Below are 15,196 nucleotides of genomic sequence, written 5' to 3'. Positions count from 1 at the left end.
GAGAGGTAGTATATATGAAAAACAAAAATAATAAAGAAAAAGGCATGTTGAATATGAGAGTATTAAGAGTTTTGGGATTACTATTAATATTTTTTGACTATACAGGAGATACTTTAAATTTTTATAACTTTTTTGCTAAACCCTTAGTATCAGGAAGTTTATATCAATCAGGAGGAGCTGATTATATAGTATTATTGTTATTTGTTACAGAATGTGTATACTTAGTTGGAAGATACATATTAAAAGTTAAAATAAATTGGAGTGAAGTTATTGAAAATGAAAAAGATAATTTTATTAATAATTTATTAGTTGAGAAGATACAAGAAGAAAGCAACTTTGTATATAACCTATTAAACTCATTTATTTTACCACATGTATACAAGATAGGAAAATTATTCATATCAAAAACACATAATACGTTAATCTACATTAAGGAAAATTACTATTATGTAAATATATATTAATATATTTAACTATTTAGTATATTGAATTTTATATGTGGCTACCAAAATGAACAATATAGGTTTTTATGATAGACTGAGTTTTTTGATGTACGTTTTTGGCATACATAAAAATCGCAATTTACTTTACAATTAATTTATAAATCATGTAAAAATAGATTGCGATTTTTATTTTTAAACTTCTGCTATGATTTTGCCTGTGTCAATCAAATCATATCCACCAAGACCTTGAAGTTCGGCCTTAAATTCAGCTGAATTAATTATACTAATTATAGTTTGGTAGACAGGGTTTTTCAAGTCTTCTTTTTTAATAACCAAATCATAACGTTCCTTGTGAAGAGGAATAAAGTCAATATTGTTTACTTGTAGAGCAGCTTTTTCATTGCCTAATCCAACATCAGCTATACCACGAGAAACCTTGCTTGCTACACCTAAATGCGATAATTCTTCATTATAATAACCATTTATATCAGTGCCATTAAAATTTAAAAGTCTAAGTTTGCCATCAAGCAAAACTCTAGTTCCAGCCCCTTTTTCTCGATTTACAAGTGTTATATTTGGTCTGGTTAAATCATTCCAACCTTTTATTTCCTTAGGATTTCCTTTAGCAACATAAAAACCTTGCATTCTATATGCTAGATTTATAAGTACACATGGGATTCCTGGCAATAGTTTTTTAACAAAAGTACTATTATATTCGTCTGTTTCAAAATCCCATAGATGGGATGATGCTATAGAAACCCTGCCATTATATAATTCATATAAAGCATTATAACTTCCTATATAAGAGCGAAATGTATTTACTCTATCTAATCTTTTTTCAACAGACCTAGCTAAAATGTCTAATATTACATCTTGACCAGAAATAATAATTTTACAATTATTATCAATATCTATATTTTTATTGTTAAAATGTGTATCTTTAATTTTACCAGTTTTTTGATTGTTGATATATTCTTCGACATCTTTAATATCAACTCTTATTTTTTTACCTACTTTGTAAGAAGGAAGTTCACCTCTTTTGATTAATTCATATACAGTATTTTTTGTTATCTTTAATAATTCAGCTACTTCAACAGGTGTCAAAGATGATAATGAGTCCATAATCCACCTCCATATAAGGTTATTTTAACATTAAAAAAAGAAAAATGTAGAAAAATATTTAAAAGTAATATAAATAATTTACTTGAAAATTTATTAGCAGGTATATATAATTAAGTTATACATAACAAAACGTGATAAAACATGATAAAACGAATTAAAATATGTATCAAATTTACAAAAAGGGAGAGTATTATGAAAAAAATATTGGGAATATTAGGATTAGTTGCATGTTTAACTTTGGGGACAGTTGGATGTAGTAGTAAAGAAAGTCCAAAAGATGATAGTAAAGAAGAAAAAACAAATAAAAGCAGTGAGACAGTAGAACTAAACATATCTGCTGCTGCAAGTTTAAAAGAAGCAATGGCAAAAATTGAAGAAGAATACAAAAAAGTTGATTCCAATGTAAAGCTTACAGTTAACTATGGAGCATCAGGTTCACTTCAACAGCAAATAGAACAAGGTGCACCATGTGATTTATTTATTTCAGCAGGTCAGAAACAAATGAAAGCTTTAGATGAAGAAAAGTTATTGGTTTCTGATACTATGAAAGATTTAGTTAAAAATGATTTAGTTCTTATTTCTTCAGCTGGTAGTGATGTATCTAGTATGAAAGACTTAACTACAGATAAAGTAAAGAAAATTGCAGTTGGAGAGGCTGAAAGTGTTCCAGCAGGTAAATATGCAGATGAAGTATTAACTAATTTAAATTTAAAAGAGACATTAAAAGATAAATTGGTGTTTGCAAAAGATGTAAAAGAGGTTTTAGCATGGGTGCAATCAGGTAATGCAGATGTTGGATTCGTTTATTTTAGTGACACTGTGAATAATGATAAAATAAAAGTAGTTGAGAAAACAGATGAAAAAACTCATTCACCTATTACATATCCAGTTGCAGTAATTGAAGCTAGTAAAAATGCAGATGCTGCTAAGAAATTTGAAGAATTCCTGTTGAGTGATGCAGGACAAAAGATTTTTGAGGAATTTGGATATAAAAAAGTAGAATAAGCTTACAAATAATTTATATGTAATTAAAAAGAAGTTGTATATAAATAAATGAAAATTGAAAATAATTGTATATTATAATAAAATGGAAATAGTGAAATTAATATATTTATTAATTTCACTATTTCCATTTAAATTAAGGAGGGAAAAAATGGGGACAGATTGGTCACCTTTATGGATATCACTTAAGACAGCTTTTTTGTCAACGATAATAACTTTTATAATAGGAATATTTGTGTCATATATTATGGCTAACTATAGAGGTAAGTGGAAAGGTATTATAGATGGTATCTTTACACTTCCATTAATTTTGCCACCCACAGTTGTTGGATTCTTTTTATTGTTGTTATGTGGGAAAAATGGCTTTGTAGGTAAATTTTTACTGAATTTTGATAAAACCTTAATATTTAGCTGGACAGCAACTGTAATCTCAGCAGTAGTAGTATCTTTTCCTATGATGTATAGAACTTCAAGGTCAGCTTTTGAACAAATTGATAGCAACATGTTGTCTGCTGCTAGAACCTTAGGTCTTAATGAATGGAAAGTTTTTTTAAAGATTGCAGTACCATTAGCTTGGCCTGGGATAATAGGTGGACTTGTGTTGTCGTTTGCTAGAGCACTTGGAGAATTTGGTGCTACACTTATGATAGCTGGAAATATACCTGGAAAAACTCAAACTATGCCAATCGCTATATTTTTTGCAGTTGAAGGTGGAGATATGAATAAAGCTATGATGTGGGTTATGATTATTGTAGCGATATCTATAGCAATGATTTTATTATTAAATTATTGGTCAGAATTCCAGCAGAAAATAATAGGAAAGAGGTGCAGATAGTTGAGTTTATATGTAGATATTGAAAAAGATTTATCCTCTTTTAAATTAAAAGTAAAAATTGAACAGGAAAAAGGAATTTTAGGATTTTTAGGTGAATCTGGTTCTGGAAAAAGTATGACATTAAAATGTATAGCAGGACTTGAAAAACCTACAAGAGGTAAGATTATATTAAATGAAAGAGTATTGTTTGATTCTGAAAAAAAGATAAATTTATCAACACAAGAAAGAAACATTGGTTTTTTATTTCAAAACTATGCATTATTTCCTCACATGACTGTAAGCCAAAATATCGAACTTGGTCTTTCAAAGTTAAGTAAAGATGAAAAAAAGGAAATAATAATGAAATATTTAGAAATACTTAAATTAAATGGATTTGAGGGTCGATACCCTTGGCAATTATCTGGTGGTCAGCAACAAAGAGTAGCACTAGCTAGAGCCTTAGCTACATCTCCAGATATACTACTTTTAGATGAACCTTTTTCTGCATTAGACCATCATTTGAGAAGTAATATGGAAAAAGAACTTATGAATATGTTAAAAGATTATAAGGGAGATATATTGTTTGTTACTCATGATATTGAAGAAGCTTACCGAGTTTGTGATGATATTATGGTTTATAATAAAGGAGAAGGTCTTCCAAAAAGACCTAAAAAAGAACTATTTGAGTCTCCAAAATATCTTATAGAAGCAAAAATAACAGGATGTAAAAATATATCTCGATTAAATAGAATAGATAACAATACTATTTATGCTACAGATTGGGGATGTAAGTTGACATTAACTGGAAACATAGGTGATAATATAGAATATGTGGGAATCAGAGAGCATCATATTAAGGTTTTAGATTCTAGTGAAAATTTAGATGGCAAGTTATGTTTTAGACTAATTAACATTATAGAAAATCCATTTACATACACTATATATGCTATAAACAATAATTTATCTAGCAAAAGTATGCCTATTCAGATAGAATTAGAAAAAAACAAAATGAAATTTGATAAGGGAGACAGCATTTATTTAGATTTTCCACAGGAATATTTATTTTGCTTTAAGTACAATTGCAAAGAAAAGGAGTAATTTATATGACTGAAAAAGAAAAAATGTTGTCAGGGAAAGGTTACTATGCAAATGATGAATTGCTAGTAAAAGAAAGAGAGTATTGTAAAAAATTAACTAGGTTGTTTAATAACTCTTTGGAAGATGAATATGAAAAAAGAGTGGATATTTTAAAAAAACTATTTGGTTCAGTTGGGAATCAAATAAATGTTGAACAAAATATAAGGTGTGACTATGGATATAATATACATGTAGGTGAAAATTTCTTTGCAAACTATGACTGTATTTTTTTAGATGTATGTAAAATTGAAATTGGTGATAATGTAATGTTAGCTCCAAATGTTCAAATTTATACAGCTTATCATCCAATTGAGGCACAGCTTAGAATTTCAGGAATAGAGTATGGTTCACCTGTAAAGATAGGAGATAATGCATGGATAGGTGGAGGCGTGATTATAACTCCAGGAGTTACTATAGGTGATAATGTGGTAATAGGTGCAGGAAGTGTAGTGACAAAAGATATACCATCAAATACTGTAGCCGTTGGAAATCCATGTAGAGTAATAAAACATATAGAAGAATAATTTTATTTATATAAATAAGTTAAGATTATTAATATATTATCTTTGGATAAGAAATATATCAATGTAAAATTGAATAGACAATATATTAAAATAAAAAAATATGCCTGTTTTTATGTTTGGAAAGATTCATAGAAACAGGCATATTGATTGTATATAAAAATATCATTAAATTTTACTTTATTTTCATATTTTATATTAATTAGAGTGGTCAAATTATTTATTTTCAGTTTTAATATAAACTATGTTCTTGTCAGAAGGTTTATCTAGAGAAAGTGCCTTTAGAGTATCTTCATTAATAATTAAATTAGTTTCTTCTAAACTTGTTATAGGCATATCTGAAACTTTAGATTCTCCTTTTAGGACCTTAACAGCCATCTCACCAGTCTTATAACCTAATTTTTCATAATCTATACCTTGGCAAGCTAATGCTCCACCTTTTACCATACCTTCCTCTGCAGCTATTATAGGTATTTTATTTTTAGTAGCAAGTTGAGAAACGATAGGCATAGAAGATGCAAGTAAATTATCTGTAGGAGCATAAATAACATCTACGCTACCCATTAAACTAGAAGCAGCTTGATTTATTTCACTAGAAGAACTAATTCCTTTTTCAACAACTTTAAGACCTTTATCATTTGCATATTTCTTCAAGTTATCAACTTGAACTTTAGAATTTACCTCACTAGTATTATATATAACACCTATAGTCTTTGCTTGTGGGATTAGTATATCAAGAGCCTTTAAACTCTTATCAATAGGTGTAAAATTAGAAGTTCCAGAAACATTTTTACCTGGTTTATCTAAAGAATCTGCAAATCCAGCTGAAACAGGGTCAGTTACAGCAGTTATAAGTATAGGTATATCTTTAGTAGCATTGTATGATGCCTGAGCAGATGGAGTAGATATAGCAAATATCAAATCTTTTTTATCAGAAACAAATTTACTAGCTATAGTTTGTGTAGTAGGCATATCATTTTGAGCATTTTGATAATCTATTTCTATATTTTTACCATCTTTAAATCCATTATCTTCTAGAGCTTTAATGAATCCTTCTCTGGATGCATCTAAAGCTTGATGCTCAACTAATTGAGTAATACCAATTTTTTTAATTTCATTATTTTTATCAGATGATTTATTTGACTCACCTTCATTATTTTTAGAACAACCTGTAATGGTAGATACACTAAGAACACCAATTAAAATTAAATTTATCAACTTACTGGACTTCATTTTGACCACTCCCTCATAAAAATCTATTATATTTATTCTTGTTTAGTTTTTACATAAGAAATATTTTCATTAGAAGGTTTTTCCATACCTAAAGCTTTTAGTATATCTTCATTAACAATGATATCTGTATCATCTGATGTAGCTACAGGCATATCAGAAACTGATTCACCATTTAAAATTTTAACAGCCATTTCACCTGTTTTGTAACCAAGTTTTTCATAGTTTATACCTTGACAAGCAAGAGCACCTTTTTCAACTGGACCAGATTCAGCTGCTATAACTGGAATCTTATTTTCAGTAGCTATTTTAGAAACTATTGGCATAGAAGAAGCTACTAAGTTGTCAGTAGGAACATATAAAACATCTATCTTACCAACTAAGCTAGAAATTCCCTGATTGACTTCATTTGAAGTAGTTATTCCTTTTTCAACAACTTTAAAACCATTTTTAGAAGCATATTCTTTTAAAGCATCAACTTGAACTTTTGAATTAACTTCACTAGTATTGTACATAACTCCTATAGTCTTTGCTTTAGGAGCAAATATTTTAAGTAGTTCTAATCCTTTTTCTACAGAAACAAAGTCTGATGTTCCAGATACATTTCCACCTGGTTTTTCAATTGATTTAACTAAGCCAGCAGCGACAGGGTCACTGACAGCAGTTATAAGTATAGGTATATCCTTAGTTGCATTATAAGCTGCTTGAGCAGATGGAGTAGATATTGCAAATATTAAGTCCTTTTTATCAGATGCAAATTTACTTGCAATACTTTGTGTAGTAGGCATATCATTTTGAGCATTTTGGAAATCTATATCAATATTTTCTCCATCTTTAAATCCATTTTTTTCTAAGGCTTTTACAAATCCTGTTTTAGTAGCATCTAATGCTGGATGTTCAACCAATTGAGTTATACCAATTTTTTTAACTTCTTTGTCTTTAGAGTTATTTTCTTGTTTAGAATTGCTAGAGTCTCCACCTTGTGAACATCCTGTAAGCATAGATATTCCAAGAGCACCAGCTAAAATTAAACTTACCAATCTTTTTTTATTAATCATTTTTATATCCCCCTCAAAAATTTTTTTATTATTATATATGTTCATATATTCATATGAATGGTTGTAGTATTGCTAAAAATATTATGACTTTAAAATTATTTTATAAATAAACTAATTTGTAAGTAAGCTAAAATTAAATTATCATAATATATACTTTTAAACAGCATATTCAAATTTTTCTAAGATTTCTTCAACTGTTAATTCTTCTTTTTCTTTTCCCTTTACATCTAAGACCACTTCACCTTTATGGAGCATAATTAATCTATCTCCATATTGAAGAGCATGCTTTAAGTTGTGAGTTACCATAAGTGTAGTTATATTTTTTTCTCTTACAATTTTATCGGTTAATTCAATTACCTCATTTGATGTCTTTGGGTCAAGAGCTGCTGTATGCTCATCAAGTAATAAAACTGAAGGACTTGTTAAGCATGACATAATTAGTGAAAGTGATTGTCTTTGACCTCCTGATAAAAATTGTACTTGTACGTCTAGGTATTTTTTTAAATCTAGAGAAACTCCTTCTAATAAATTTTCTAGAAAATCTCTTTTATAACGAAGACATTTTTTTAGATTTAATAACTTACCTTTATTAAGAGCCAAAGATAAATTTTCTCTAACTGTCATAGAGGGACAAGTTCCTAAACTTGGGTCTTGAAAAACTCTACTTACTATTTGAGTTCTTCTATGTTCAGCCAAATTAGATAAATTGTGTTTATTTAATAATACTTGACCAGAAGATTCTTTTATAAGACCCGATATTATATTTAATAAAGTGGATTTACCAGTTCCATTGCTACCTATGATACTTACAAATTCACTGTCTTCTATGTCAATTGATAAATTTTCAAATATAGTATTAGGTTGACCGTATGGATTTGGGAAACTCTTTGAAAGATTTTTAATTTGTAACATCTATAACACCTCTTTTTTCAGATTTATTTTTGGTACTAGCCTTGTACTTGTTTTTTTTTAGTGAGATATTTAAGTTACCAGTAGCTAAGAAAGCTATTATAACTATGGCAGTTATCAGTTTTAAATCAGTTGATAACATACCTAAACTCATTGCAAAGTATATAGTGAATTGGTATATGAAAGAACCAACAATTATTGCAGTAGTATTTTTAATGAAAGTGAATTTCTTAAATAATGTAATACCAATTATGATAGAAGCAATTCCAAGTACTAAAGTTCCGATACCCATATTTACATCTGAGAATCCTAAGAATTGAGCCATCAAACTACCAGATAAAGCTATAAGTCCATTTGAAATCATAAGCCCTAATATTTTTATAGAACCGATGTTTATACCCAAAGATTTAATCATTTGAGAGTTGTCACCAACACCTTTTAGAGTGTATCCAAGACCTGTCTTTAAGAATAAATCCAAAAGTACTTTACAGATAAGTACAAATGCTAGAGCTAAAACTATAGGAGATATTTCTCCATTGAATAAATGCTTAAAACTAAATAGTGGGATATTTGATTTTCCCATTATTCTTAGGTTGATAGAGTAGAGCATTCCCATAACTAAAATACCAGAAAGTAAGTTAGATATTTTAAATTTAATGTGAAGTATACCAGTTACAAGACCAGCAATACAACCACATAAAATAGCCATTAAAGTTGCTACTATAGGAGAAATCCCATTAGTAAGAGAAAATGCTACAATAGAAGCTCCCATTGTGTAGCTACCATCAGCAGACATATCGGGAAAATCTAAGATTTTGTAAGTTATATAAACCCCCAGTGCCATGATTGATAAAATTAAACTTTGCGTCATTACAGATATAATACCTGACATAAATAAAACACTCCTTTAAAAATATTTTTATAATTTTAATTATTTGTTAATTTTGTATATAAAAAAACCACATAGTATAAACAACTATGTGGTAAAAACACGAATAAGCCACATAGTATAATCTATGTGGCTCTTATATAGTTAAATGAAAACTCTATAAACAATATAGCCTACATAGATACAATCCCAAAGTTTTGCTAGTCTTAAGGGGTCTGTATCTATGTTAAAACGTAGGTACAAACCCTAGAAATAGTGGCTATAGTAATAATAATATTTTTTATTGTTTAATAAAGTATTCATAATTATCTCTCCCTTTTAATATTTTAATTAGTCAGAAAATTATATGTATTCTTGACTTGTTATAAATTATAAATTATACAATAATAAAAGTCAACTGCTAAATTTAATTAAGATACTACATAGTGTATACTTGGAATTTTTAAAAGAAAATGTATCAATTGGAAAAAACGTTATCCTAAACTTATAAATTGAATGGGAATTTTGTGAAAAAATATTTAATTAAAGAAAAATGTGGAATGAAGATAAAGCTGTAGATATTAAAATTTATAAAAAAAAGCTGTCTAAGAAATTTAAATTTCTATTTAGACAGCTCAAATAATGATTAGAAAGTTATATAACTTTCATAATCTGTCGTCAAAATAGACGACTTTATGGAAAATGAATAACTTTATATGCAATAAATTGCTACAATAAGTACAATTTTCAAAGGGTTAGGGTGGATAAGAGTACTTACTATATAAAGTTTTCATATTACCTACTTTTTTGAATTTACTACATTTTACTCTGCAGATTTTGCATTTTTATCTGACTTTATATACTTTATATTATCTGCTGATAGCTTTTGCATGTCAAGTGCTTTTAGTGTATCTTCATTGATTATTATTTCAGTTTCATCTAACATAGCAACAGGTATATCACCAACAGATTTACCCTCTAACACTTCAATAGCAAGTTCTCCAGCCTTGTAACCTAGTTTTTCATAGTCTATTCCACAACAAGCTAAAGCACCAGATGATACAGAGCCTTCTTCAGAAGCTATTATAGGTATTTTGTTTTCGTTAGCTACTTTAGAAACTATAGGCATAGAAGAAACTATTAAATTATCAGTAGGAACATATAAAACATCTATTTTGCCAACTAAACTAGAAATAGCTTGGTTAACTTCACTTGAAGAACTGATTCCTTTTTCAACAACTTCATAATTATTTTTCTTAGCATAATCATGTAGAGAATCAACTTGTATTTTTGAATTAACTTCACTAGTATTGTATATAACGCCTATTTTCTTTGCTTTTGGAGTTAAAGTTTTAACCAATTCAAGTGTTTTATCAATTGAAAGATAATCTGATGTACCTGAAACGTTTCCACCTGGTTTTTCAAGAGATTTAACCAAGCCAGCCTCTACAGGGTCTGTAACAGCAGTCATGATTATAGGTATATCTTTAGTAGCATTATAAGCTGCTTGAGCTGAAGGTGTAGATATAGCATATATCAAATCTTTTTTATCAGATACGAATTTACTTGCAATACTTTGTGTAGTAGGCATATCATTTTGTGCATTTTGGAAGTCTATTTTTATATTATCTCCATCCTTATAACCTTTATCTTCTAGTGCTTTTATGAATCCCTGTTTTGCCTTATCTAAAGATGGATGTTCTACTAATTGAGTGATTCCTATATTTTTTATTTCTTTCTTGTCTGTTTTTTCATTGTCTTTTGAAGCATCTGAGCCTCCATTTTGAGAACATCCAGTGAGCATAGATATTCCAAGAGTACCAGCTAAAATTAAACTTACCAATCTTTTTTTATTAATCATTTTTATATCCCCCTCAAAAATTTTATTATTATATATGTTCATATATTCATATGAATGGTTGTAGTATTGCTAAAAATATTATGATTTTACAATTATTTTATAAATAAACTAATTTGTAACTAAGCTAAAATTAAATTATCATAATACATACTTTTAAACAGCATATTCAAATTTTTCTAAGATTTCTTCAACTGTTAATTCTTCTTTTTCTTTTCCCTTTACATCTAAGACCACTTCACCTTTATGGAGCATTATCAATCTATCTCCATATTGAAGTGCATGCTTTAAGTTGTGAGTTACCATAAGTGTAGTTATATTTTTTTCTCTTATAATTTTATCAGTTAATTCAATTACTTCATTTGATGTCTTTGGGTCAAGTGCTGCTGTATGCTCATCTAATAATAGAACCTTAGGGCTTGCTAAACTAGACATAATTAGTGAAAGTGATTGTCTTTGACCTCCTGAAAGATATTGTACTTTGATATCTAAGTATTTTTTTAAATCTAGAGAAATTCCTTCAAGTAAGTGTTCTAAGTCATTTGTTTTATGACGAAGACATCTCTTTAAATTTAGCAAATTCCCCTTATTAAGAGCCAAAGATAAATTTTCTCTAACTGTCATAGAAGGACAAGTTCCTAAGCTTGGGTCTTGAAAAACTCTACTTACTATTTGAGTTCTTTTGTGTTCAGCTAAATTTGTTATATTAGTATTATCTAGAGTGATTTCACCAGAGGATTCTTTTAATAATCCCGATATTATATTTAATAAAGTAGATTTACCAGTTCCATTACTACCTATGATACTTACAAATTCACCGTCTTCTATACTAAGGGATAAATTTTCAAATATAGTATTAGGTTGACCATATGGATTTGGGAAACTCTTTGAAATATTTTTAATTTGTAACATCTATAACACCTCTTTTTTCAGATTTATTTTTGGTACTAGCCTTGCACTTGTTTTTTTTTAGTGAGATATTTAAGTTACCAGTAGCTAAGAAAGCTATTATAACTATGGCAGTTATTAGTTTTAAATCAGTTGATAACATACCTAAACTCATTGCAAAGTATATAGTGAATTGGTATATGAAAGAACCAACAATTATTGCAGTAGTATTTTTAATAAAAGTAAATTTCTTAAATAATGTAATACCAATTATGATAGATGCAATTCCAAGTACTAAAGTTCCGATACCCATATTTACGTCTGAGAATCCTAAGAATTGAGCCATCAAACTACCAGATAAAGCTATAAGTCCATTTGAAATCATAAGCCCTAATATTTTTATAGAACCGATGTTTATACCCAAAGATTTAATCATTTGAGAGTTGTCACCAACACCTTTTAGAGTGTATCCAAGACCTGTCTTTAAGAATAAATCCAAAAGTACTTTACAGATAAGTACAAATGCTAGAGCTAAAACTATAGGAGATATTTCTCCATTGAATAAATGTTTAAAACTAAATAGTGGGATATTTGATTTTCCCATTATTCTTAGGTTGATAGAGTAGAGCATTCCCATAACTAAAATACCAGAAAGTAAGTTAGATATTTTAAATTTAATGTGAAGTATACCAGTTACAAGACCAGCAATACAACCACATAAAATAGCCATTAAAGTTGCTACTATAGGAGAAATCCCATTAGTAAGAGAAAATGCTACAATAGAAGCTCCCATTGTGTAGCTACCATCAGCAGACATATCGGGAAAATCTAAGATTTTGTAAGTTATATAAACCCCCAGTGCCATGATTGATAAAATTAAACTTTGCGTCATTACAGATATAATACCTGACATAAATAAAACACCCCTTTGAAAATATTTTAAAATAATTTTTTAAATATAATTGAAAATTAAATTTTGGATATAAAAAAACCACACAGTACATATAACTGTATGGCAAAAACACGAATGAGCCACACAGTATAATCCATGTGGCTCTCTATAATATGATGATAAAATAAAAACTTTAACAACAATCACTATAGCCAACATAGATACAATCCTTAAAAATGGTAATCCTAAGGGGTCTGTATCTATGTTATGACAATTTGTCTTAACTTAGCTACAAACCCTAACTAAATTGGCTACTAAAAAATCGTACTTGTTTGTTTAATAAAGTCTTCATATTTACCTCTCCTTTTAATTTAATAATTTTGAAAATTTTGTTTTATATTTTGTATAGTAATTAGTTTAATACAGTAAAAAATAAAAGTCAACAATAAATTTTGAAAAATTATTAAATTGTCAGAAAATTGAGTTCGAATAAAAAAAGTTTTATGTATAGGATTGGGTAGTTTTCTTAAATTTTAATTTATAAATAAAAATTAAAATTCATTTGGATTTTAGAAACAAATTGAGCAAAAGGTAAACTTTTTATAGAATTAATGAAAATAGATTTTGAAGTAATATAATGACCAAAATTATATGATATAATAAATTGAATGATTATTTCAATTCAGAATTTTTATTATTTTTTTAATTATTTTTAGGAATCTTATTTTTGATGTTTTTATTCAAGATGTTTACAAGATTAAAAAGACTTCAGTAGATATTTATATGTTTTTATTTAAATATTTTAGGAAGTATTTAATTTTATAGGAGTGATGATATGTGTTGATAGGTACAGCGAATTTAAGTAGAAGTGTTGATAATGCATGCGTAGAAGAATTGGGAATTCCAATGATTGTATTGATGGAAAATGCAGTAATATCTGCAATGAGAAACATGGATATAGATATATATAATGATTATACAATTGTATGTGGTGTTGGAAATAATGGTGGAGATGGTCTTGGAATAGCAAGACATTTAAAGCTAAAAGAAAAAAATGTAAATGTCTTTTTAATTGGTAATATCAAGAAACTAAGTGAATGTTCTAAAATCAATTATAATATACTTTTAAATATGGGGATTAATATTATAAATATTGATAAAAATGATTTAAGCGAGGAATATAATGACTATATAAATAAAAATAAAGTAGATAAAATTATTGAAACAGAAAAACAGAGTATAATTAAAAATAAAAATTTAACAATGTTTAAGGAAGCAGTATCTAAAAGTGATGTTGTAATAGATGCAATATTTGGAACAGGACTAAAGAGAGAAATAACTGGTATTTTTAAAGAAGTAATTGATATAGTAAATGATAACAGCAAAAATACATATTCTATAGATATACCATCTGGTATAGATAGTGACAAAGGAAGTATACTTGGAATTTGTATTAAAGCAAAAAAAACAATTAGTTTTGAGTTTTATAAAAGAGGTTTTTTAAATTATGATGTAAACTCACTTATTGGGGATGTAATTGTAGAAAAAATAGGTATTCCAGATTTTATTACAAGAAAATACCATAATGATGAATTCATAACTGATGAGAGTTTTGTAAAAAATAATATTAGAAGAAGAGATAAGAATGGATTTAAAAGTGATTTTGGAAAAGTATCTATAGTTGCAGGCTCAAAAGGATTTTATGGGGCTAGTTTCATAGCAACTGAATCTGCTGTTAAAAGTGGAAGTGGTCTTGTAACTTTGATTAGTAGTAAAGATGTACAAGAAAAAGTATCTATTAGACTCACTGAAGCAATGACTGTAAATTTTGAAGAAGAGAGAGTTGATAAACTATTGAGCTCTAGCAATGCAATTGGTTTTGGTCCAGGAATGGGAGATAATCACAAAACTTTTGAGAGATTACTTAGAGTAGTAGAAAACTCTAGTTGTCCAATAATATTGGATGCAGATGGATTAAATGTTATGAAGGATAGATGCTATAAGTTTTTAGAGTGGAAAAATAAGTTTGTAATTACTCCACATCTGGGAGAAATGGCCAGGTTGACAGGTGACTCAATTGGGTATATAAGAGAACATAGAGTAGATGTGGCAAAAGAATTTGCTCAAAAATACAATGTAGTTGTCCTTTTAAAAGGATATCAAACTATCATAACAGATGGTAAAGAAACATATATAAATCCTACAGGAAATAGTTGTATGGCAACTGGTGGAATGGGAGACTGTTTACTTGGTATGATTACTTCTTTTGTAGGTCAAGGTATGGATATACTTGAAGCTACAGTGAGTGGAGCATATGTACATGGTTATATAGGAGATAAGTTAGGAAAAAGTATGTATACAGTAAATGCAACAGATTTAATAAGTAACATTTCGTTAACAATGAACAAGTTTTTGATTATTTAATTACTAATATTTGATACTACTTTGTAACAA

Annotated in this window: 14 protein-coding genes; 6 read left to right on the top strand and 8 right to left on the bottom strand. The window is 28.2% G+C overall.

Annotated features, from left to right (window positions below; all coding sequences use genetic code 11):
* Positions 1-14 precede the first annotated feature (14 nt).
* On the top strand, positions 15-464 hold the full coding sequence (locus tag IC174_RS11645) for a hypothetical protein (protein ID WP_227433324.1): 450 nt from the start codon (positions 15-17) through the stop codon (positions 462-464).
* Positions 465-635: 171 nt separating this feature from the next.
* Here the strand turns inward: IC174_RS11645 and IC174_RS11640 are convergent, their stop codons facing one another.
* Positions 636-1,565 (bottom strand): helix-turn-helix transcriptional regulator, encoded by a 930-nt coding sequence (locus tag IC174_RS11640; protein WP_227482962.1) that lies wholly within the window; start codon positions 1,563-1,565, stop codon positions 636-638.
* Between the two features lie 192 nt (positions 1,566-1,757).
* Here IC174_RS11640 and modA point away from each other — a divergent pair, with 192 nt between their 5' ends.
* The 4 genes from modA to IC174_RS11620 all read left to right on the top strand — a co-directional run bounded on the left by modA (position 1,758) and on the right by IC174_RS11620 (position 5,042).
* Complete coding sequence (gene modA, locus IC174_RS11635) at positions 1,758-2,570, top strand: molybdate ABC transporter substrate-binding protein (protein WP_227482961.1); 813 nt, start codon at positions 1,758-1,760, stop codon at positions 2,568-2,570.
* Between the two features lie 148 nt (positions 2,571-2,718).
* Positions 2,719-3,402: a molybdate ABC transporter permease subunit gene (modB, locus tag IC174_RS11630; RefSeq protein WP_227433321.1), complete on the top strand. Its 684-nt coding sequence runs from the start codon at positions 2,719-2,721 to the stop codon at positions 3,400-3,402.
* Entirely contained in the window at positions 3,403-4,479 is a 1,077-nt protein-coding gene (locus IC174_RS11625) for a sulfate/molybdate ABC transporter ATP-binding protein (protein WP_227433320.1), read from the top strand.
* Positions 4,480-4,484: 5 nt separating this feature from the next.
* A complete protein-coding gene (locus IC174_RS11620) occupies positions 4,485-5,042 on the top strand; it encodes a sugar O-acetyltransferase (protein WP_227433319.1) in 558 nt (185 codons plus the stop codon).
* A gap of 213 nt (positions 5,043-5,255) precedes the next feature.
* On the opposite strand, the gene IC174_RS11615 is transcribed toward IC174_RS11620, so the two are convergent.
* From IC174_RS11615 to IC174_RS11585, 7 genes are all read right to left on the bottom strand, one after another.
* Positions 5,256-6,272 (bottom strand): ABC transporter substrate-binding protein, encoded by a 1,017-nt coding sequence (locus IC174_RS11615; protein ID WP_227433318.1) that lies wholly within the window; start codon positions 6,270-6,272, stop codon positions 5,256-5,258.
* Between the two features lie 32 nt (positions 6,273-6,304).
* Entirely contained in the window at positions 6,305-7,327 is a 1,023-nt protein-coding gene (locus IC174_RS11610; protein WP_227433317.1) for a CD0873 family tyrosine ABC transporter substrate-binding lipoprotein, read from the bottom strand.
* A 156-nt stretch (positions 7,328-7,483) separates the two neighbouring features.
* A complete protein-coding gene (locus IC174_RS11605; RefSeq protein WP_227482960.1) occupies positions 7,484-8,239 on the bottom strand; it encodes an ATP-binding cassette domain-containing protein in 756 nt (251 codons plus the stop codon).
* Positions 8,226-9,128 (bottom strand): ABC transporter permease, encoded by a 903-nt coding sequence (locus IC174_RS11600; protein ID WP_227482959.1) that lies wholly within the window; start codon positions 9,126-9,128, stop codon positions 8,226-8,228. Before IC174_RS11600 ends, IC174_RS11605 begins: the two co-directional genes overlap by 14 nt.
* Before the next feature lie 799 nt (positions 9,129-9,927).
* The gene (locus IC174_RS11595) at positions 9,928-10,965 is read right to left on the bottom strand and encodes an ABC transporter substrate-binding protein (RefSeq protein ID WP_227482958.1); all 1,038 of its coding nucleotides are present in this window, start codon (positions 10,963-10,965) and stop codon (positions 9,928-9,930) included.
* Between the two features lie 153 nt (positions 10,966-11,118).
* A complete protein-coding gene (locus IC174_RS11590; protein WP_227482957.1) occupies positions 11,119-11,874 on the bottom strand; it encodes an ATP-binding cassette domain-containing protein in 756 nt (251 codons plus the stop codon).
* Positions 11,861-12,763 (bottom strand): ABC transporter permease, encoded by a 903-nt coding sequence (locus tag IC174_RS11585; RefSeq protein WP_227482956.1) that lies wholly within the window; start codon positions 12,761-12,763, stop codon positions 11,861-11,863. The genes IC174_RS11590 and IC174_RS11585 overlap by 14 nt, the downstream gene beginning before the upstream one ends.
* A gap of 816 nt (positions 12,764-13,579) precedes the next feature.
* On the opposite strand from IC174_RS11585, the gene IC174_RS11580 reads away from it, so the two are divergent.
* Positions 13,580-15,166: an NAD(P)H-hydrate dehydratase gene (locus IC174_RS11580; protein ID WP_227482955.1), complete on the top strand. Its 1,587-nt coding sequence runs from the start codon at positions 13,580-13,582 to the stop codon at positions 15,164-15,166.
* Positions 15,167-15,196: the final 30 nt, after the last annotated feature.

Origin of the sequence: Clostridioides sp. ES-S-0001-03 (assembly GCF_020676075.1) — a bacterium.
In the GTDB taxonomy this organism is placed as follows: Bacteria; Bacillota; Clostridia; order Peptostreptococcales; family Peptostreptococcaceae; genus Clostridioides.
The sequence above is the reverse complement of the archived record's forward strand: the minus strand, read 5'-3'. Positions and strand labels throughout refer to the sequence as shown.